The organism is uncultured Roseovarius sp., from assembly GCF_963972555.1.
Taxonomy (GTDB): domain Bacteria; phylum Pseudomonadota; class Alphaproteobacteria; order Rhodobacterales; family Rhodobacteraceae; genus Roseovarius; species Roseovarius mucosus.
On record NZ_CAXAUM010000011.1, the window covers coordinates 101,846 to 120,556 of the forward strand.

Below are 18,711 nucleotides of genomic sequence, written 5' to 3' on the forward strand. Positions count from 1 at the left end.
CCCTAGACCCATTCCCGGCCCCTGTCAGTGCAAACCGTCACAGGATTTTCTGCAAAAGCACCAAATCCATCCAGCGCCCGAATTTTCGCCCTGCCTCGGGCATGCGTGCCACTTCGGCAAATCCTATGGCACGGTGAAAGGCGAGGGCACCCAGGTTTTCGCCGCTGACGCCCGCGACCAGCACATGCATATCCGCCGCGCGCGCCACCTCCTCCAGTCGCGTCATCAGCGCCCGCCCGATGCCTTGACCGTGCGCCTCGGAGGCCAGAATGACCGTGTGCTCAGCGGTGTGTGCATAGCCCGGCCCCGACCGGAACGCGCCGTAGCTGGCAAATCCCAGCACCTTGCCCGCCTTCTCTGCCACCTGAAACGCCGCACCACGCGCGGCCATGTCCGCCGCCAGGGCCTCGGGCGTCCTTTCCACCGTGGTAAAGGTGACGGAAGTGTCGCGAATGAGCGGGTTCCAGAAGGTCAGGATGGGCGCAATGTCGCGCGGCTCTGCTTGTCTGATGATCATTACAGCACGCACACCCCATGAGGTGTTTCAATCTCGGCCCTTAGGCCCATAGTGCCCGGCTCAAAGACCACGCGCGCATCGTGCAACTCGTTCCCGACCGCAGCCTGCAAAATCGCGACTTCGGGATGCGAAACCACCAACCGTCGCAACCGCGCGCCGGAGGGCGCAAGTCGCGCCGCCGGATGCGCCGCACCCTGCCACTCGATCAATGCCGGAAAGAGATTGTCCATCGGGAGCACGCCGGACCCCGGCACCGCCATCCGCCACCGCAAATCGCCTCGTGCCAAGTCCACCGCCTGCCCCGCACCCGGATGCCGCAAGAGGGCCGCATCCAGATCATCGACCGCGCAAATCCAGTTACGCAGACGAGGTTCACCAGAGAACCGATCCAAATCGAACCAGCGCGGATACGCGGGCGCCGGAGCGCCCGGGTCAATCGCGATCACCTCGAGATAGAGGCCATCTTCCAGTCCGAGGAGGAGGTTATGCGTGCCGAAATGCGCATGCCGGCCACCGGGCTGCAAGCGCAACCCAAGAGCCGCCTCGACATGCGCGCGGCCAGCTTCAAGGCTCTCTGCCGCGACCGCCAGATGGTCGAGCCGCATCATATCCCTACCCCAAGCAGCGCCCGCACCTGCACCATGAAATCCTCGCCACGCTTTTCGAAATTGTCGTATTGATCGAAACTTGCCGCCGCCGGGGCCAAGAGCACCACATCCCCCGGCTCTGCATCGCGTGTGGCGCGGGCCACCGCCTCGGCCATGGTGGTGCAGACCTCGGTATCAACCGCCCCCAGCCCGATGGCGAACTGCGCCGCTTCGCGGCCAATCACATAGGCCCGACGCACATGAGCAAGACCGGGCGCCAGTCCGCCCAACCCGCCGTCTTTCTCCAGCCCGCCACAAATCCAGCGGATATTGTCAAACGCCAAGAGAGCCTTGAGCGCGCTGTCTACATTGGTGGCCTTGCTGTCATTCACAAAGATGACGCCATCTCTTTCCGCCACCCGCTGGCTGCGATGCGGCAGTCCGGCATAGCTGTGGAATCCCGACTCGATCACGCGGGGGGCCAAACCCAAGGTCCGGCAGGCCGCATAGGCGGCGCAGGCATTCTGATGATTGTGCGATCCCGGCAGGCCCTTGACCTCACGCAGGTCGATGGACCCCACCTGACGCCCATGACGATATTCGCTGAGGAACCCCTTGCGTGCAAAGACCGACCAGCCAAAGCCGCTCAGCTTGCGATCTACCGAAATGCGGATGACCCGGTCATCATTCGGCCCCTCGGCCATCTGCCCCGCCAGATAGCGCCCCTCAACCTCGTCCACGCCGATTACCGCCCGGTCCGGCCCACCTTCGGCGAATAGCCGGCGCTTGGCCGCAAAGTACCCCCCCAAGCCGCCGTGACGGTCCAGGTGGTCAGGCGACAGGTTGGTGAAGACCGCCACATCCGGCGTCAGGGCTCGGGCCAGATCGGTCTGATAGCTGCTCAGTTCCAGAACGACAACGCCGCCATCCTCGGGTGGATCGATGTCGAGAACACCGCGCCCGATATTACCTGCAAGCTGCGCCGCGCGCCCTGCCTCGCACAAGATGTGGTGAATGAGTGCCGATGTGGTAGATTTTCCATTGCTCCCGGTAACAGCAATCACCTTGGGGGTGACGTCAAATCCATCCCAGTCGTCAGTGGCAAGCGAGCGAAAAAAGAGCCCGATGTCATTGTCCACCGGAACACCCACCTCTTGCGCTGCGGCGATCATGCGGTTGGGAACGGGATAAAGATGCGGGATGCCGGGGCTCACGACGAGAGAGGCGACCCCGTCAAAGGCCCCTGCGCGGGCCAGATCAACAGTGGCAAACCCCTCAGTAGCGGCCGCGGCGCGCGCCGTTTCGCTATCGTCCCAGGCCAACACCTCGGCCCCGCCCGCGCGCAGGGCCCGCGCCGCCGAGAGGCCTGATCGGCCCAGCCCCAACACCGCAACCTTGGCGCCCGAATATCCTCTGACCGGAATCATTCTACTCCCCCCGGGGCTGTTGCGCCCCTTCTCGCCCATGTCCGCGTATTTGCGCCGGGACCGGGGCAAGATGCAAGCGTCCGCCCGCAGGCAAGGAAGCCCGCTCAAGCGTCGAGTTCGGCATCCCAGTAGAGATAATCGAGCCAGCTTTCGTGAAGATGGTTCGGGGGAAATTTGCGCCCTTGATTGCGCAATTGCTCTGCGCCCGGCATACGTGGCGGTTTGCGCAGGCTCAGGCCCGATTGGCGCAGGCTTTTGGAGCCCTTGCGCAGGTTGCACGGGCTACAGGCCGCCACAACATTCTCCCAGCTTGTGACCCCACCCGACGCGCGCGGCACCACATGGTCAAAGGTCAGATCGCCCTTTGAACCGCAATACTGGCACATGAATTCGTCGCGCAGAAATAAATTAAAGCGCGTGAAGGCCACGCGCTTTTGGGGTTTTACGTAATCTTTCAACACGATGACCGAAGGTATCCGGATCACCGTGCTCGGGCTTCGGACCCAGTGATCGTATTCAGCGACGATATCCACCCGATCTGACCAAGCCGCCTTGACCGCCTCTTGCCACGTCCAAAGGGACAGCGGGTAATAGGAGAGCGGGCGATAATCCGCGTTCAGCACAAGTGCCGGAAAATGCCTCAAAGAGGCAGGCTCTCTTACGAATTCGGTCCTGAAATCGCCGTCCATCTGACTGACTGTCCTCTCACCCCGGTCGTCAGGGGCGCAGGTGCCAGAGCGGGCACCTGACCCCGTCCTGAGTCCACTATATATCGTCATTGTACTCTGACAAGTGCGATATGTAGCGCTCGATGACGGGATGTCTAATAGGCCAAAGTAACTGTCCCATGACAGATTGTTCAGGCGGCTTCTTCTGTCGCCTCGCTGGCCTGCCGCTGCCAGAGCGCGGCGTAGCGCCCCTGCCGCGCAAGTAGATCGGAATGGGTGCCCTCCTCCACTACAACACCTTGATCCAAAACCACAATTCGATCTGCATTGGCGACGGTGGACAGACGATGCGCGATCATGATCACGGTGCGCCCTTCGGCCGCACGCGCGAGAGCGCCTTGAATTTCCCGTTCGGTCTGGGTGTCGAGCGCACTCGTCGCCTCGTCCAGCAGCAGGATTGGTGGATTTTTGAGCAGAGTGCGTGCGATTCCCACGCGTTGCTTTTCGCCCCCCGAGAGCTTTAGCCCCCGCTCTCCCACCTGCGTCGCGTAACCCTCTGGCAAACTTGCGATAAAATCGTGAATTTGGGCCGCACGCGCGGCCTCTTCGATCTCGGACTGTGTGGCCCCGGCGCGCCCATATCCGATGTTATAGCCGATAGTGTCGTTGAAGAGGACGGTATCCTGCGGCACCACGCCGATGGCGGCATGCAGGCTCTCTTGGGTGACATCGCGCACGTCTTGACCGTCGATCAGAACACGACCCGCCTGCACGTCGTAAAAGCGGAAAAGAAGACGCCCGATAGTTGACTTGCCTGACCCCGAGGGGCCAACCACCGCAACAGTTTGCCCCGCCGGAACATCGAGCGTAACGCCCTTTAGGATCGGTCTATTGGCGTCATAACCAAAATCTACATCCGCCAATCGAACTGCGGCACCTTTAACTTTTAGAACATCTGCGTCAGGCTTATCCTCAACATCTCCTTCTTGCTCTAATAAATCGAACATTTCGGACATATCGACCAAAGCTTGGCGGATCTCACGATAGACTGTGCCCAGAAAGTTGAGCGGCATGGTGATCTGGATCATATAGGCGTTGACCATGACGAAATCGCCCACGGTCATGCTGTCCGATTGCACCCCCATTGCCGCCATCACCATCACGATCACCAAGCCGCCAGTGATGATCAGAGATTGGCCGAAATTCAGAAAGGCCAGCGAATAGGAGGTCTGAAGCGCGGCCTTTTCATAGCCCGCCATGGCCGCGTCATAGCGACTGGCCTCACGCCGTTCCGCATCGAAGTATTTGACGGTTTCAAAGTTCAGCAGGCTGTCGATCGCCTTTTGGTTGGCGTCGGTGTCCTGATCGTTCATTTCCTTGCGCAGGCGCACACGCCATTCTGTGACTTTGAAGGTAAAAGCCACGTAGGTTCCGATCACGGCGACGACCACGACCAGATACCAAATGTCGAATATCACAGCGAGCACGATGCCGATCAACGCCAGTTCCAGGACCAAAGGGCCGATGGAAAAGAGCAGGAACCGCAGTAGAAACTCAACCCCTTTCACCCCACGCTCAATGATTCGACTGAGACCGCCAGTCTTGCGCGTTATGTGGTAACGCATTGACATTGAATGAATATGTTGAAAAGTCTTGAGCGCCAAGGCACGCAGGGCGCGCTGCGCCACGCGGGCAAAAATCACATCGCGCAACTGTTGGAAGCCCACGGTCATCAGCCGCGCCATGCCGTAGGCGACGGTCAGTCCGACCGCACCAGCGCCCAACATCCAGGCAGCCGATTGCCCGTCTCCAGCCAGCATGTCGACTGCGGCCTTGTAGAAGAAAGGAGTACCAACGCCGATAAGCTTGGCCACGACCAGAGACATCAGCGCAAACACCACACGGCGTTTGACCCAAGGTTGATCGGCGGGCCAAAGATAGGGGGCCACGCGACGAACGGTACGCCAGCCCTTGGTGGGGGCATCGGATGTGGTAATTCTGGCGTGGCGCATGGGCTGGCCTTTTCAATCCCTTGCCTTAGAGATAGCCCTGAGACAGGGTGATTGCCACAAGGGATTATTGTGGCAGGGCAAAGACTTGGCCGGGATAGATCAAGTCTGGATCGCGGATGCGGTCGCGATTGGCCTCGAACACGCGGACATAGAGCACACCTTCGCCATAAGCCTCACGAGAGATTGCCCAGAGGGTCGAACCGGGTTGGACGGTGATGGCGCGGATTGGGGTATTCTCGGCTGTTTGCGCGGCGGTCAAAACGGCCTGATCCTCGCGTTTGAAGGGGGTTTCCACCCGTGAGGTGACGGTACCAGCCGTGTCCACCTCGTCGACGCGCAAGGTGTAGACGCCGGTATCCACCTCGGGCAAAGCTGTGGTCCAATCCCCGGACGGGGAAACGGGGGAGGTCACAATCGGATCATTATCGAGATAAATGCGAACGAATCCAGTGCCTTGTGCCCGGCCCGAAAGCTCGACATCACCGTCGGGAGAATAGGTGATCGCATCGAGCGCGACATTTGACATAACGTCCGGCGCGCGATCCACCGAGGGGGTTTGCAGGACGCGCACGCCAGAGTCATCGGTCAAGAGAACGGTTTGGTTAGGTTGTGTTACATCTTGCGCCGCGGTCGCTTGATCAGGAGATTTCCCTTCCTTTGCAATAGTTTGCGCTTCGGAGCTTACGAGCGGCACTTCGGCGGGCGCCGGTGCGTCAGCAAGATCAACGGGAGTGGGCGCAATGATGATTTCGTCTTGGGACGCCAGTTCTTGCCCTGACGGTTCAGAGCGCATTCTGAGTGAGAGGACGCGCGGCGCGGTGCTGGTAGGAAGATCAAGGAACTGCACGAATTTCCCTGCATTATCAGAGAGAACCGAGCCGACATTGATGTTGTCCAACAGGATTGCCACCTGCGATCCCGGCTCTGCCTGACCGGCGATGATCATCTGGCCACCGGGCTCGAGCCGGAAGGTGTCGATCGTCGGGGCCTCGGGCATCGGCGGTGTCGGGGCAGGTTCAGGTATCGCGAGGGCTGGCGCCTCGACGGTTTCGACCACGGGGGTAATTTCTGGGGTGGGTTCGGGCTGAGCGCGGAACCAGAACGCCGCCAAAACTGCGCCGATCACCGCCAGTCCGCCAAGACCCATGACCGATCCAGTGCCCAAGCCACCGAATTTGCTCATCTTTTCAAAAATCCCCCTCTCGCGGCGCGTTGGCCGGTTGTCCGAGAATAGCAACAAGGCTATCACGGGTCAAAGCAACCCTGCATGTGCCCGGAGTGATTTCATGGCCGCGCGTTCTGTCTGTGTCTTTTGCGGCGCACGTCCCGGCAACGACCCCATATATATGCAAGAGGCAACCGCCGTCGGCCAGATGTTGGTGACCGAGGGCTGGCGGCTGGTTTATGGCGCAGGGGATGTCGGGCTGATGGGGGCCACGGCGCGCGCGGTGCAGGACGCGGGAGGCGAGACCTTTGGCGTTATCCCGGCGCATCTCGTGGCCTGGGAAGTGGGCAAGCGGGACCTCACGCAATATATTGTGGTCGAGACCATGCATGAACGCAAGAAGGTGATGTTCATGAACTCGGATGCCATCGTGGTTCTACCGGGTGGCGCGGGATCTCTGGATGAGTTTTTCGAAGTCCTCACATGGCGGCAACTCGGCCTGCATCAAAAGCCTATTTTCATCTTGAATACAGATGGTTATTGGACGCCTCTGATGCAATTGCTGGATCATGTGGTGACGCAGGGCTTTGCCGGAGAAAACGTGAAATCCTTTGTCCAAAGCTTTGATTCTCTTCAAGATTTGAGGATCGCTCTGCGCGCCGCCCTATCCTGACGCAGGCTGGCGGTGGTGTAAATCGCCAACGCGGACCAGATCATGCCAAAGGCAATGGCGTGCCAGAAACTGAAGACTTCGCGAAATAAGAGTGTCGCAACAAGGAATTGCAGGCTGGGGTTCAAGTATTGAACCAGGCCGACCGTGGCCAGCGTGATGCGTTTGGTGGCGTAGCTGAACATGATGAGGGGGGACGCGGTGAGGATGCCGGAAAAGGCCAGAAGCAGGCTGTCGTGCCAGTTGCTGCCAAAGGCGCCGTGGCCATCGGAGTGGAACCACCACAAAACCCCCAAGGCAATGGGCGACAAAAGCAGCACCTCGGCCGTGACGGAAACCACTGGACCGACGGAAAGCCCTTTTTTAACAAGACCATAGAAGCCAAAGCTGGTGGCCAGTATAAGTGCGATCCAAGGGGGGACGCCAAGGCCGATGGTCAGGGTGATGACCGCCGTCGCGGCCAGCGCCACGGCAAAAAGCTGTGCCTTTCCAAGACGTTCGCGAAAGGCAATGGCCCCCAGAAGCACGGCGACGAGCGGGAAGATATAATAGCCCAAAGAGGCCTCGACCGCCTTGCCGATCTGAATCGAGGTGATGAAAACGAACCAATTGGTCGAGATCATCAGCGCGGCAAAGCCAATCAAAAGCACCGATTTTCTTGCGCCAAGGGTCTGACGCAAAACGGAAATTCGCCCTTGCACCAAGAGCACGAGCGCAAAGAAGATGAAGGACCAGAGGGTGCGGTGGGCCAGGATTTCGATGGGCGGAATATGATCGAGCAGCTTGTAATAGATGCCCGACAGCCCCCAAACCGAGCAGGTAGCGACCATCGCCAGAATACCCTTGGTCGCTTCGCGCATGTGACTTGCCCCTCAGTTCCGATGTGTTGAGTGCTGCCGCATGCGACCGGTGGGGGCAAGGGCAAACCTCAAGGTCTGTAAGGTTTGTAAGGTGATTTTGTAAGGTCTGGCGGCAGATGTCGGTTTGCACGGGCGTGGGCCTAGAGCACGATGCGTCTGATCAGGTTCACATCGCCCCGGCCCCCGAGCCGGGGCCTCTGCGCGACCGAGGCGAGGTGCCGGGTCAAGCCCGGGACGGGTGTGTGCCCGATGGGGCGCAACGCGCCCTAAATTCAGCGGGATGTTGAGAAACGGTTAATGCCACGGGCGCGATCCGCGCGGCATCTTCGGTGCGCTTCCCGAGGGGCGGGATACGAAAAAGCCCCCCACGACTGAGGTGGGGGGCTTTGACGGAAATCGGAATGTCGATCACATCCGCGAAGCGACGTTTTCCCAGTTGACCAGGTTGTCGAGGAAGTTGGTCAGGTAGGCCGGACGCTTGTTGCGGAAGTCGATGTAGTAGGAATGTTCCCACACGTCGCACCCGAGCAAGGCGGTTTGACCGAAGCAGAGCGGGTTCACGCCGTTCTCGGTCTTGGTCACCTTGAGGCTGCCGTCGGCATCCTTGACGAGCCAGCACCAGCCCGAGCCGAACTGACCGGCACCGGCGGCGGAAAACGCCTCTTTGAATTTGTCGACCGAACCGAAGCTCTCGGTCAGCGCCTTTTCCAGCTCGCCGGGCATTCCGGTCTTGGTCGGGCTCATCATTTCCCAGAACTGGTTGTGGTTCCAGAGCTGGCTGATGTTGTTGAAGATGCCCGATTGCGCCACGGCGGATTTGTCATAGGTGCCGGTGATGATCTCTTCCAGCGACTTGCCGTCCCATTCGGTGCCGGCAATCAGCTTGTTGCCGTTGTCGACATAGGCCTTGTGGTGCAGGTCGTGGTGATATTCGAGCGTCTCGGCGGACATGCCATGGGCGGCAAGCGCGTCATGCGCATAAGGAAGATCGGGAAGTTCAAAAGCCATTTGGGCCCCCTGTTTGTTGAGGTTCTGGTTCCGATGTCTCTACATGGTGGGGCGACCCGGCAAAGGTCAACCCCGAATGTCGGAGTTTTTCAGTCAGGAAGCGGAGGTCAGGCGTAAAGCCCGACCTCGCCGCCCGGCTGAGCAGAGACCTTGAGAAGCTCAAAGGCGTAATCCGCAACCGAGCGGAAGCAGATGAGGTGGAAATTGCCGGCCTCGTCGAGCCAGAAGGCGGCGGGCACCTGCGCCATGCGGGTGCGGCGGAACATGCCGGGGGTAAAGCCCTCGGGCGAGAGATCGACCGGGCAGACCTTGGCCAGAACCTCGCGCGCGCCGGACCCGAAAATGCGCAGGAAGGTGCGCGCGTCCGAGACATTGACCGCGAGGAAATGCTGGCCCTTGAGCGCCGCCTCGATCCCGGCAAGCCGCTCGGCCACCTCGGCGTAGGGGCACAGAAGCAGGAGTTCGTCGGGCGACATCCAGAGCGCGGCGGTGCCCTGCCCCATCAGCGCCTGACGCTGGGCGGGCACATCGAGGCCGGTGGCGGATTTGACCGCCGCCTTGATCCCGGCGCTGGCCAGATCGCCGCGCAGGGTGATCATGCCCGTGAGGCCCTGATCCGCGATGGTGGCAAGGCCCTGATAATTGGCCCCGTTGAGGGCGGTCACGGCGTTAGACATTCTGTTTCTCCCCGTCCTTGTCGAAGAAAACCGGATCGACGATCTTGGCCTTGATGATGCCACCGTCGACCTTTGGGAAATCGAGCACATCGCCCATGCGGTCGGGGCCGTTATGCACGAGCCCCATGGCAATACCGCGCCCGAGCGTGGGCGAGTAATAGGTCGAAGTCACGCGACCTTGGGTCATGCGTTGGCCGTTGGCGTTGTGCCCCGGGGCCGTGGCATAGGCCCCATCGGGCAGGACCGAGCCATCGAGCGTTTCGAGGCCCACCAGTTTCCAGCGGTTGGGATCGGCCATATGCGAGCGTTCCTGCGCGCGTTTGCCAAGGTAGTCGTCTTTCTTCTTGGAAATCGCCCAGCCCATGTTGAGGTCCTGCGGGATCACCGTGCCGTCGGTTTCATCACCGATCATGATGAAGCCCTTTTCAGCACGCATGACGTGCAGGCCCTCGGTGCCATAGGGGGTGACGCCATGTTCTGCCCCCGCATCGAGAAGCGCATCCCAGAGGGCGCGGCCAAGGCTGGCGGGCACGGCCAATTCGTAGCTGAGTTCCCCCGAGAAGGAGATGCGATAGGCGCGCACCGGCATGCCTGCCAGCGTGAGGTCGGCCCAGCCCATGAAGGGAAGTGCCTCGTTGCTGAGGTCATCGGTGGTCAGTTTCGCCAGAGTCTCGCGGGCCTTGGGGCCGACGACGGCGATTTGGGCATATTGCTCGGTGACGTTGGCGGTATAGACCTTCCAGTCCCACCATTCGCATTGCAGCCAGTCTTCCATGTGGCCATGGATCGATTCAGCGCCGCCGGTGGTGGTGTGGCAGAGGAAGGTGTCCTCGTCGATGCGGGCAACGACGCCGTCATCCATCAGGAAGCCGTTTTCGTTGCACATGAGGCCATAGCGGCATTTGCCGGGTTTCAGATTGCTCATCACGTTGGTGTAGAGCATGTCGAGGAATTTTCCGGCGTCAGGCCCTTTGACGATGATCTTGCCCAGGGTGGAAGCGTCGAGCATACCAAGGCGCTGCCGCGTCTGGTTGATCTCGCGGTTCACGGCGTCGCGATGGGTTTCCTCGCCCTTGGGGAAGCAATAGGGGCGCCGCCACTGGCCCACGGGTTCGAAATGGGCGTTGTTGGCCTCGTGCCAGCCGTGGATCGGGGTCTTGCGGATAGGCTGGAACACCGGGCCGCGCGCAGCCCCCGCGATGGCCGAGAGGGAAATCGGCGTATAGGGCGGGCGGAAGGTGGTGGTGCCGGTCTGCGGGATGGGCTGACCGAGGGCGTCCGAGAGGATGGCCAATCCGTTGATATTGCTGAGTTTGCCCTGATCGGTGGCCATGCCGAGCGTGGTGTAACGCTTGGCGTGTTCGACCGATTCATAGCCTTCGCGGGCCGCCAATTGAACGTCGGAAACCTTCACATCGTTCTGGTAATCGAGCCAGGATTTCATCCGCAGCTTGATATTGGCACCTTGGGGCATGAGCCAGACCGCTTCGAGCGCCGCCTCGTCGGTGGCAGTGGCTGAGGGGGCCTTGGTGGATTTGGGGTCATGGCCCATGGCCTTGGCCGCGGTTTTACCGGCGCTGTCGGCGTCGGCAAGCGTGCCGGCCAGATCGAGATAGCCGTTGGCCGATCCCGCGGGGACCACGAACGCCTCGCCTTTCGCACCGCGCGGGGGATTGGCGGGGTCGGGGCGGAAATGCGCCTGTGCCGCATCCCAGAGGAGTTTGCCGCCGCAATGGGACCAGAGATGGACCACGGGCGACCAGCCGCCGGACATGGCAACGGCGTCGCATTTGATCTCTTCCAGCACCGCGCCTTCGCCCGCCTGGGCGCAGATAGCGACACCTGTCACGCGCTTGCCGCCTTTGACCTTGGCGATGCCCTTGCCGTTTTCGATCCGGATGCCCAGGCTGCGGGCCTCTGCCGCCAGCGCGCCGCCGCCCGATTGGCGGGCGTCGAGGATGGCGGGGATTTCCAGACCCAGTTTCTTGAGCGTGATGGCGGTGCGATAGGCGTCATCGTTATTGGTGACAACCACGGTGCGGTCGCCGATGGAAACGCCGTAATTGACCGCATAGTCGCGGATGGCCGAGGCCAGCATGACGCCGGGGATGTCATTGCCTGCAAAGCTGAGCGGACGCTCGATCGCACCGGTGGCGGTGATGATCTGGCCTGCGCGGATGCGCCAGAGGCGGTGACGGGGCGCGTCGGTGCCGGGCGCGTGGTCATTCACGCGCTCGTAGCCCAGGAGATAGCCGTGGTCATAGACCCCTGCCCCCATGCAGCGCAGGCGCAGGGTGACATTGGGCATGTCGCGCAGTTTGGCGATGGTGGCGGTGATCCAGTCCTCGGCCGGTTGGCCGTCAATCTCGCCGCCATCGACCGGCGCACGGCCGCCCCAATGTGCGGTTTGTTCCATCAGGAGCACCTTGGCCCCAGCCTCTGCCGCCGCGAGGGCGGATTGCAGGCCCGCCACGCCGCCGCCGATCACGGCCACGTCGCAGAAGAAATAGAAATGCTCGTACCGGTCGGGATCGCCGGGGTTGGTCGCCTTGCCCAAGCCCGCCGACTGGCGGATGAAGGGTTCGTAGACATGCTTCCAGAACGGGCGCGGGTGGATGAACATCTTGTAGTAGAAGCCCGCGGGCAGGAAGCGCGCGAGATGGGTGTTGATCGCGCCGATGTCATAATCAAGGCTGGGCCAGTGGTTCTGGCTGGTGCAGCTCAGACCGTCGAAAAGCTCGGTCGTGGTCACGCGCTGGTTGGGTTCCATGCGCGCGCCCTCGCCCAGATGGACGAGCGCGTTGGGCTCTTCGGCCCCGCTTGCCACGATGCCGCGCGGGCGGTGGTATTTGAACGACCGCCCGACCAGCATCTGATCATTGGCCAGAAGGGCCGAGGCGAGCGTGTCACCGGCATGGCCCTTGAGGCGCTTGCCGTTGAAGGTGAAGTGAAGGGCGCGGCCCTTGTCGAGGAGGCGGCCACCCTTGGCCAGACGCGTGCTCATGTCTTAAACCCTCGTGCCCGGTGCGGGCGTCGTGATGTGTGTATTTTCGGAACGGTGACGGCTCATGCGAAGTCTCTCCACCGCCAGCCGGGGCGCTTGGCCGTGATCGCATCGCGGATATGCTGGGGCGGCTCATGGGTCTGGGCGGGATAGCTGCCATAGACCTCGAGCGTTACGGTATCGCGGGCCATGATGAACCACTTGCCGCAGCCGTTGTTATGCCGCCAGCGTTCGAAATGCGCGCCCTTGGGGTTTTCCTTGGCGAACATATAGGTGTGGAAATCATCATCCGTCGAGCCGGGGCCGAAGCGCTTGAGATGCGCCTCGCCGCCTTGATGGAATTCGGTCTCTTCGCCCGTAACGCCGCAGCAAGGGCAGGTGAGGATCAGCATTTGATAACCTCTAGCTTAAGGATTGGTTCTTTAACGCGATATGTCTTGACCTGGCAGAGCGGGTTTCCAAAAAACGCTCCATACTCATCGAACACTTTCTCCCAGGTATTCTCTGAACTGAGCGGCGTCGGAGTTCCGGCGAACATTGGGGCATGCCTTGAGATCGCGTCAAAAAACCGTGTCCGCGCTTCTTCGACACTCCAACCAAGCTCGTTAGCTGGTGCGATCAAGTGGTCACAGACCAAACTCCCTAGAAACCCAAGCTCTGGCTCCCATGAAAAGTATTCCCATGCCCCTGCGTTCGTTGGGCCATTGAGATCAAGGTGGGACTTTAAAGACGCATGGAAAAAGCAATCTTTCCAGCGCCTCTCAGTTGCAAGTAACTCGCACATGGACGCAGTAAGATTGCTGTAGAGTCCAAGGTTAGCTTTCTTGAACTCAGCGATACGGCTTTCATTCAGCACCCCCCACAACACGTCATTAACTTTCGGCAAGAAACCGTTCGTGCTCGCAAAAGTTGCTATACCAACCCAAAATTTTGAGTGGTCCTCCAGATGAAACCGGTTAAGCCATTTTCTGATGGCTTCGCGATCTTCAAGTGTGAAATCAGTTTCTCTCACATCCATCAATGCGCCACCCCCGCAGCCACCGATTCATCAATGAACCGGCCCTGGTAGAAGCGGTCGAGGCCGAATTCGTCGCAGAGCGGCGAATGCCCCTTGGCCATGAGTTCGGCAAAGCCCCAGCCGGAGCCGGGAATGGCCTTGAACCCGCCGGTGCCCCAGCCGCAGTTGATGAAGATGCCATCGACGGGGGTTTTCGACAGGATCGGCGAGCGGTCGCCGGTCACGTCCACGATGCCGCCCCATTGGCGCAGCATCTTGAGGCGGGCGACCATCGGGAAGGTCTCGATCAGCGCCCTGACCGTTTCCTCGATATGGTGGAACGAGCCGCGCTGCGTGTAGTTGTTATAGCCGTCGGTGCCGCCGCCGATGACCATCTCGCCCTTGTCGGATTGCGACATGTAGCCATGCACGGTGTTGGCCATGACGACGCAATCCATGCAGGGTTTGATCGGTTCCGACACCAGCGCCTGAAGCGCCACGGATTCGATGGGCAGGCGGAAGCCCGCCATGTCGGCGAGGTGGCCGGAGTGACCGGCAACGACGATGCCGAGCTTGTCGCAGCCGATGTCGCCGCGATTGGTGGTGACGCCCGTCACGCGGCCATTTTCGCGGGAAATCCCCGTGACTTCGCATTTCTGGATGATGTGCATCCCCATGGCGGAACAGGCGCGGGCATAGCCCCATGCCACCGCATCGTGGCGCGCCGTGCCGCCGCGCGCCTGATAAAGGCCGCCAAGGACCGGATAGCGGGGGCCGTCGAGATTGATGATCGGGACAATCTCTTTGACGCGGGCAGGCGATATGAATTCGGTCGAGACGCCCTGAAGGGCGTTGGCATGCGCCGTGCGCTGGTAGCCGCGCACTTCGTGTTCGGTCTGGGCTAGCATGATCAGGCCACGGGGGCTGAACATGATGTTGTAATTGAAGTCCTGCGAGAGGGTCTCATAGAGGCTGCGCGATTTTTCATAGATCGCGGCGGACGGGTCTTGCAGGTAGTTCGAGCGGATGATGGTGGTGTTGCGGCCCGTGTTGCCGCCACCGAGCCAGCCCTTTTCCAGCACCGCGACATTGGTGATGCCGAAGTTCTTGCCAAGGTAATAGGCGGTGGCGAGGCCATGACCGCCCGCGCCCACGATGATGACATCGTATTTCTTTTTCGGCTCGGGCGAGGCCCATGCCCGCTCCCATCCCATGTGGTAGCGGAGCGCCTCTCGGGCGACGGCAAAGGCGGAATAGTGTTTCATGCGCGCTCTCTGGAGTTGGCTGGATTCGCTGTGGTCTGCGACTGGGACCGTAATGCGTCAGACGCGCGGGGGAAAGGATACTCCGGGCGGCGGAAACGGTATCAATAGCGACATTGCGACATCGGGGCGCGGGCGGGACGCGGGGATGTGACCGCTTGGCCCTTTTTTCCGGGCGCGCGGGCGGTTACATGAGGTCAACACAGAAGGAAAAGACATGGGTTTCTGGATCATCGTTGCGGCATTGGCGATCGGCGTGGGGTCTGTTCTGGCGCTTGTGCTGATGCGCGGACGGGTGGGCGACGCGCCGCCTGCCGCCTATGACTTGCAGGTCTACAGCGACCAGTTGAAGGAAATCGAACGCGACACCGCGCGCGGTGTCATCGCGCCCGAGGATGCCGAGCGGCTGCGTGCCGAGATTTCGCGCAAGGTGCTGGCGGCGGATGCGCAATTGCGTCAGGGCGGCGAGAGTGGCGGGCAGCCGCGCGGCGCGGGCCTGGTGATGGCCGGGGTGATTGTCGCGGTGATCGCGGGCGGTGGTGTGGTGATCTATGACCGCGTCGGCGCGCCGGGCTATCAGGATTTGCCGATGGCAGCGCGGATTGCGGCATCAGAGGCAGCCCGGGCGGCGCGGCTGGATCAGGCGGCAGCGGAAGAGCGGTTCGGCCCCGGCGAGACCGGCGTGCCCGAGGGCACGAGCGAGGAGTATCTCAAGCTGATCGACCAATTGCGCAAGACGGTGGCCGAGCGGCCCGAGGATCAGCAAGGGTTGCGGTTTTTGGTGCGCAGCGAGGCAGCACTTGGCAATCTGGTGGCCGCGCGCAAGGCGCAACAGCAGTTGATCGCGGTCAAGGGTGCGGAGACCACGGCGGCGGATCATGCCCTGTTGGCGGATCTGATGATCAACGCGAGCGGCGGTTACGTATCGTCCGAGGCAGAGGCGGCGTTGCGCGCAGCGCTGGAGCGCGATGCGCGCGAGCCGTCGTCACGGTTCTACCTCGGGCTTTACATGATGCAGGTGGACCGGCCCGATGCGGCATTTCGGCTATGGGAGGCGCTGCTTGAGGAGAGCACGCCGGAGGCGCCCTGGGTGCCCACCATCCGGGCGCAGATCGAGGAGTTGGCGGCGCGCGCCGGGGTGCGCTATAGCCTGCCGCCCGAAGCGGGCACGCGCGGGCCGTCGGCGGCGGATATAGCGGCGGCAGAGGATATGGACCCGGAAGCGCAGCAAGAGATGATCCGGGGCATGGTGGCGGGGCTGGCCGAGCGGCTGGCCACGCAAGGCGGCACCGAGCAGGATTGGGCGCGGCTGATCAATGCCTATGGCGTACTGGGCGAGCGGGACAAGGCGCAAGAGATCTGGGTCGAAGCGCAGGCGCTCTTTGCCGCAGAGCCAGAGCGTTTGGCTGTTGTGCGCGCTGCTGCGGCAAGCGCGGGCGTCGCGGAATGATCTTTGAGGACATCGCAGCGTTTGCAGGTGCCCTGCCCCGTGGCCGTGCGGTGATGGGTCTTGATTTGGGCACCAAGACGATTGGTGTGGCGCTCTCGGACCGGCTCTGGTCGGTGGCGAGCCCGCATGAGACCGTGAAGCGGGTGAAATTCACCGAGGATGCCGCGCGTCTGATGGCAATTGCAACGGGGCGCGAGGTGGGCGGGATCATCCTTGGCCTGCCGCGCAATATGGATGGGAGCGAGGGGCCGCGCGCGCAATCGACCCGCGCCTTTGCCCGGAATCTGGCGCGGCTGACCGAGTTGCCCATTGGGTATTGGGACGAGCGGCTGTCGACGGTGGCGGCAGAAAGGGCGCTGCTCGAGGCGGATGCGACACGAAAGCGTCGCATGCAGGTGATCGACAACATCGCCGCGGCCTATATCCTGCAAGGGGTGCTGGACCGGATGGGACATATGAGGGCAGAGCATGACAGATGAAAGCCCATGGGCGCGCGACGAGGTCGAGAGCCCTTGTGTGAAAATCTGTGTGGTGCATCCGCAGGCGCGGATCTGCACCGGGTGCCTGCGCTCGATCGACGAGATCACCCGCTGGACCAAGATGGCGCCGGAAGAGCGGCGCGCGATCATGGAGGCGCTGCCGGACCGCGCCTCCCTGCTGCGCAAGCGCCGGGGCGGACGGGCGGCACGCGTGGGGCAGAGCTAAGCCGCGCCAGCCATGTCACCCGCGCAGAGCGGGTTTGCATACTGTGGTATGGAAAAATGCTGCATCGCAACATATTTATGTTGCAGATGCGGCATTCTCAGGAGAGCACAGTCATGGCCTATTCGTCCCACAGCAATGTTCCGGCACCGGGGTTCGGGACTCTCGGTCGGTTTTTGCTGGCGCCGCTGCGCCTGATCGACGGTTTCTTCAAGTCGGTCGTCGCGGCCAACCGTTTTGCCCATGAGGTCGAAACGCTGTCAATGGCGAGCGATGAGCGGCTGGCGGCGAAGGGCCTGAAGCGCGACACGCTGGTCGCTGACCTGGCCGCGCGTTCGGACCTGTTCCGCGCCGCCTGAGATCAGGATCACTGCATGAAACGAAAACGCCCCGGAGGATCTCCGGGGCGTTTCGCGTTCTGGCCGAGGCTGGTTGCTTAAAGCACGTTACACCCTATCGAAACCACACCCGTCCCGGACTTGATCCGGGACCTCGCCGGGTCAGCGTAACGGCCCCGGCTCTGGGGCCGGGGCGGTGTGAACCTGATCAGACGAAACGTGTTTAGTGCGTCCAGACCTGGCGACGATTGGTGGCGAAGTTGTCGCCATAGCCGCCGGGGCGAATGTTGGGCTTGCGAGAGTGCGCTTCCTGCACGACGGCGTCGATGCCGTTGTCCTTGGCATATTGCAGCGCGGCTTCCTTGGTCTCGAACCGCAGGCGCACTTGTGCCTGGGTGTCGGCGTTGGAGGTCCAGCCCATCAGCGGATCAACTTCGCGCGCGGTTTCGGACACGAATTCCAGAACCCAATGCCGGGTCTTGGCGGTGCCGGATTGCATGGCGTTGCGGGCCGGTTTGTAGATGCGCGCGGGCATAAGGCTCTCCGTGATGTCTTGGTCGTCTGCTTATCCCAAATCGGGCGCAGCGCGGCAAGAGGCGAATGGGCGCATGTGACCCGGTCAGAGCGGAGCGCGGAAGATGACGAAGGCGCCCGCCGCGATCAGGGAAAAGCCCAGCGCGTGGTTCCAGGTGAGCGGTTCCTTGAGATAGAGCACCGAGAATCCGGCAAAGACCACCAGCGTGATCGCCTCTTGCATGGTTTTGAGTTCGGCGGCCGAGTAGACGCGGTGCCCCAGCCGGTTGGCGGGCACCGCGAGCATGTATTCAATAAGCGCGATGCCCCAACTGACCAGAATCACCAACCAGAGCGCGGCATGGGGAAACCTGAGGTGCCCATACCACGCAAAGGTCATGAAGATATTGGACAGGCTCAGAAGCACGACCGGAGCGAGCCACAGCCAGAGGCCGTGCATGATGGTCAGTCGTCCAAGCTGTCGTCGTCAGTGCCGCGCACGCCTAGGAGCTGATCCATCTTGACCGAAGGTTGATCGCAACCTGCCTCGCCCACGATTCTCGCGGGCACGCCAGCCACGGTCTTGCACGGGGGCACCTCTTGCAAAACGACAGAGCCTGCGGCGATGCGCGAGCAATTGCCGACACGGATATTGCCCAGCACCTTGGCCCCGGCCCCGATCAGCACGCCATTGCCGATCTTGGGGTGGCGGTCCTCTTCTTCCTTGCCGGTGCCACCCAAAGTGACGGAATGGAGCATCGACACATTGTCGCCGACCACCGCCGTCTCGCCGATCACTATGGAATGGGCGTGGTCGATCATGATGCCCTTGCCGATGCGGGCGGCGGGGTGGA

Annotated in this window: 20 protein-coding genes and 1 pseudogene; 5 read left to right on the forward strand and 16 right to left on the reverse strand. The window is 61.8% G+C overall.

Annotation, left to right across the window (positions count from 1 at the left end; genetic code table 11):
- Positions 1–37 precede the first annotated feature (37 nt).
- From AACZ65_RS12230 to AACZ65_RS12255, 6 genes are all read right to left on the reverse strand, one after another.
- Positions 38–517 (reverse strand): N-acetyltransferase family protein, encoded by a 480-nt coding sequence (locus AACZ65_RS12230; RefSeq protein WP_339671239.1) that lies wholly within the window; start codon positions 515–517, stop codon positions 38–40.
- Complete coding sequence (locus AACZ65_RS12235; RefSeq protein ID WP_339671240.1) at positions 517–1,125, reverse strand: VOC family protein; 609 nt, start codon at positions 1,123–1,125, stop codon at positions 517–519. Before AACZ65_RS12235 ends, AACZ65_RS12230 begins: the two co-directional genes overlap by 1 nt.
- Positions 1,122–2,531 (reverse strand): UDP-N-acetylmuramoyl-L-alanine--D-glutamate ligase, encoded by a 1,410-nt coding sequence (murD, locus tag AACZ65_RS12240; RefSeq protein ID WP_339671242.1) that lies wholly within the window; start codon positions 2,529–2,531, stop codon positions 1,122–1,124. The genes AACZ65_RS12235 and murD overlap by 4 nt, the downstream gene beginning before the upstream one ends.
- Positions 2,532–2,635: 104 nt before the next feature.
- The gene (locus AACZ65_RS12245; RefSeq protein ID WP_339671244.1) at positions 2,636–3,220 is read right to left on the reverse strand and encodes an HNH endonuclease; all 585 of its coding nucleotides are present in this window, start codon (positions 3,218–3,220) and stop codon (positions 2,636–2,638) included.
- Between the two features lie 170 nt (positions 3,221–3,390).
- The gene (locus AACZ65_RS12250; protein ID WP_339671246.1) at positions 3,391–5,211 is read right to left on the reverse strand and encodes an ABC transporter ATP-binding protein/permease; all 1,821 of its coding nucleotides are present in this window, start codon (positions 5,209–5,211) and stop codon (positions 3,391–3,393) included.
- A 64-nt stretch (positions 5,212–5,275) separates the two neighbouring features.
- A complete protein-coding gene (locus AACZ65_RS12255) occupies positions 5,276–6,394 on the reverse strand; it encodes a LysM peptidoglycan-binding domain-containing protein (RefSeq protein ID WP_339671248.1) in 1,119 nt (372 codons plus the stop codon).
- A 103-nt stretch (positions 6,395–6,497) separates the two neighbouring features.
- Here AACZ65_RS12255 and AACZ65_RS12260 point away from each other — a divergent pair, with 103 nt between their 5' ends.
- Positions 6,498–7,049 carry a TIGR00730 family Rossman fold protein gene (locus AACZ65_RS12260; protein WP_339671250.1) on the forward strand — a complete coding sequence of 184 codons (552 nt, stop codon included), beginning with the start codon at positions 6,498–6,500 and terminating at the stop codon, positions 7,047–7,049.
- Here the strand turns inward: AACZ65_RS12260 and rarD are convergent.
- The 7 genes from rarD to AACZ65_RS12295 all read right to left on the reverse strand — a co-directional run bounded on the left by rarD (position 7,010) and on the right by AACZ65_RS12295 (position 14,857).
- Entirely contained in the window at positions 7,010–7,906 is an 897-nt protein-coding gene (gene rarD, locus AACZ65_RS12265; protein WP_339671251.1) for an EamA family transporter RarD, read from the reverse strand. The genes AACZ65_RS12260 and rarD overlap by 40 nt on opposite strands.
- Positions 7,907–8,314: 408 nt before the next feature.
- Positions 8,315–8,914: a superoxide dismutase gene (locus AACZ65_RS12270; RefSeq protein ID WP_297541327.1), complete on the reverse strand. Its 600-nt coding sequence runs from the start codon at positions 8,912–8,914 to the stop codon at positions 8,315–8,317.
- A gap of 107 nt (positions 8,915–9,021) precedes the next feature.
- Positions 9,022–9,591, reverse strand: coding sequence for a sarcosine oxidase subunit gamma family protein (locus AACZ65_RS12275; protein WP_339671253.1), 570 nt, complete (start codon positions 9,589–9,591; stop codon positions 9,022–9,024).
- Positions 9,584–12,595 (reverse strand): sarcosine oxidase subunit alpha family protein, encoded by a 3,012-nt coding sequence (locus AACZ65_RS12280; RefSeq protein ID WP_339671255.1) that lies wholly within the window; start codon positions 12,593–12,595, stop codon positions 9,584–9,586. Before AACZ65_RS12280 ends, AACZ65_RS12275 begins: the two co-directional genes overlap by 8 nt.
- Before the next feature lie 62 nt (positions 12,596–12,657).
- Positions 12,658–12,987, reverse strand: coding sequence for a sarcosine oxidase subunit delta (locus tag AACZ65_RS12285; protein WP_297541321.1), 330 nt, complete (start codon positions 12,985–12,987; stop codon positions 12,658–12,660).
- Entirely contained in the window at positions 12,981–13,613 is a 633-nt protein-coding gene (locus AACZ65_RS12290; RefSeq protein ID WP_339671256.1) for a hypothetical protein, read from the reverse strand. Before AACZ65_RS12290 ends, AACZ65_RS12285 begins: the two co-directional genes overlap by 7 nt.
- A complete protein-coding gene (locus tag AACZ65_RS12295; RefSeq protein ID WP_339671258.1) occupies positions 13,613–14,857 on the reverse strand; it encodes a sarcosine oxidase subunit beta family protein in 1,245 nt (414 codons plus the stop codon). The genes AACZ65_RS12290 and AACZ65_RS12295 overlap by 1 nt, the downstream gene beginning before the upstream one ends.
- A gap of 214 nt (positions 14,858–15,071) precedes the next feature.
- Here AACZ65_RS12295 and ccmI point away from each other — a divergent pair, with 214 nt between their 5' ends.
- From ccmI to AACZ65_RS12315, 4 genes are all read left to right on the forward strand, one after another.
- A complete protein-coding gene (ccmI, locus tag AACZ65_RS12300; protein WP_339671260.1) occupies positions 15,072–16,304 on the forward strand; it encodes a c-type cytochrome biogenesis protein CcmI in 1,233 nt (410 codons plus the stop codon).
- A complete protein-coding gene (gene ruvX / locus AACZ65_RS12305; RefSeq protein ID WP_339671262.1) occupies positions 16,301–16,783 on the forward strand; it encodes a Holliday junction resolvase RuvX in 483 nt (160 codons plus the stop codon). The genes ccmI and ruvX overlap by 4 nt, the downstream gene beginning before the upstream one ends.
- Positions 16,773–17,009, forward strand: coding sequence for a DUF1289 domain-containing protein (locus tag AACZ65_RS12310; protein WP_339671264.1), 237 nt, complete (start codon positions 16,773–16,775; stop codon positions 17,007–17,009). Before ruvX ends, AACZ65_RS12310 begins: the two co-directional genes overlap by 11 nt.
- Before the next feature lie 113 nt (positions 17,010–17,122).
- The gene (locus AACZ65_RS12315) at positions 17,123–17,365 is read left to right on the forward strand and encodes a hypothetical protein (RefSeq protein ID WP_339671266.1); all 243 of its coding nucleotides are present in this window, start codon (positions 17,123–17,125) and stop codon (positions 17,363–17,365) included.
- A 202-nt stretch (positions 17,366–17,567) separates the two neighbouring features.
- Here AACZ65_RS12315 and AACZ65_RS12320 read toward each other — a convergent pair whose 3' ends face one another.
- From AACZ65_RS12320 to AACZ65_RS12330, 3 genes and pseudogenes are all read right to left on the reverse strand, one after another.
- The gene (locus AACZ65_RS12320; RefSeq protein WP_037272839.1) at positions 17,568–17,879 is read right to left on the reverse strand and encodes an ETC complex I subunit; all 312 of its coding nucleotides are present in this window, start codon (positions 17,877–17,879) and stop codon (positions 17,568–17,570) included.
- An 84-nt stretch (positions 17,880–17,963) separates the two neighbouring features.
- Positions 17,964–18,317 (reverse strand): DMT family protein, encoded by a 354-nt coding sequence (locus tag AACZ65_RS12325; RefSeq protein ID WP_339671268.1) that lies wholly within the window; start codon positions 18,315–18,317, stop codon positions 17,964–17,966.
- 5 nt (positions 18,318–18,322) lie between these two features.
- Positions 18,323–18,711 (reverse strand): annotated as a pseudogene (locus tag AACZ65_RS12330) (serine O-acetyltransferase); the annotation flags it as partial.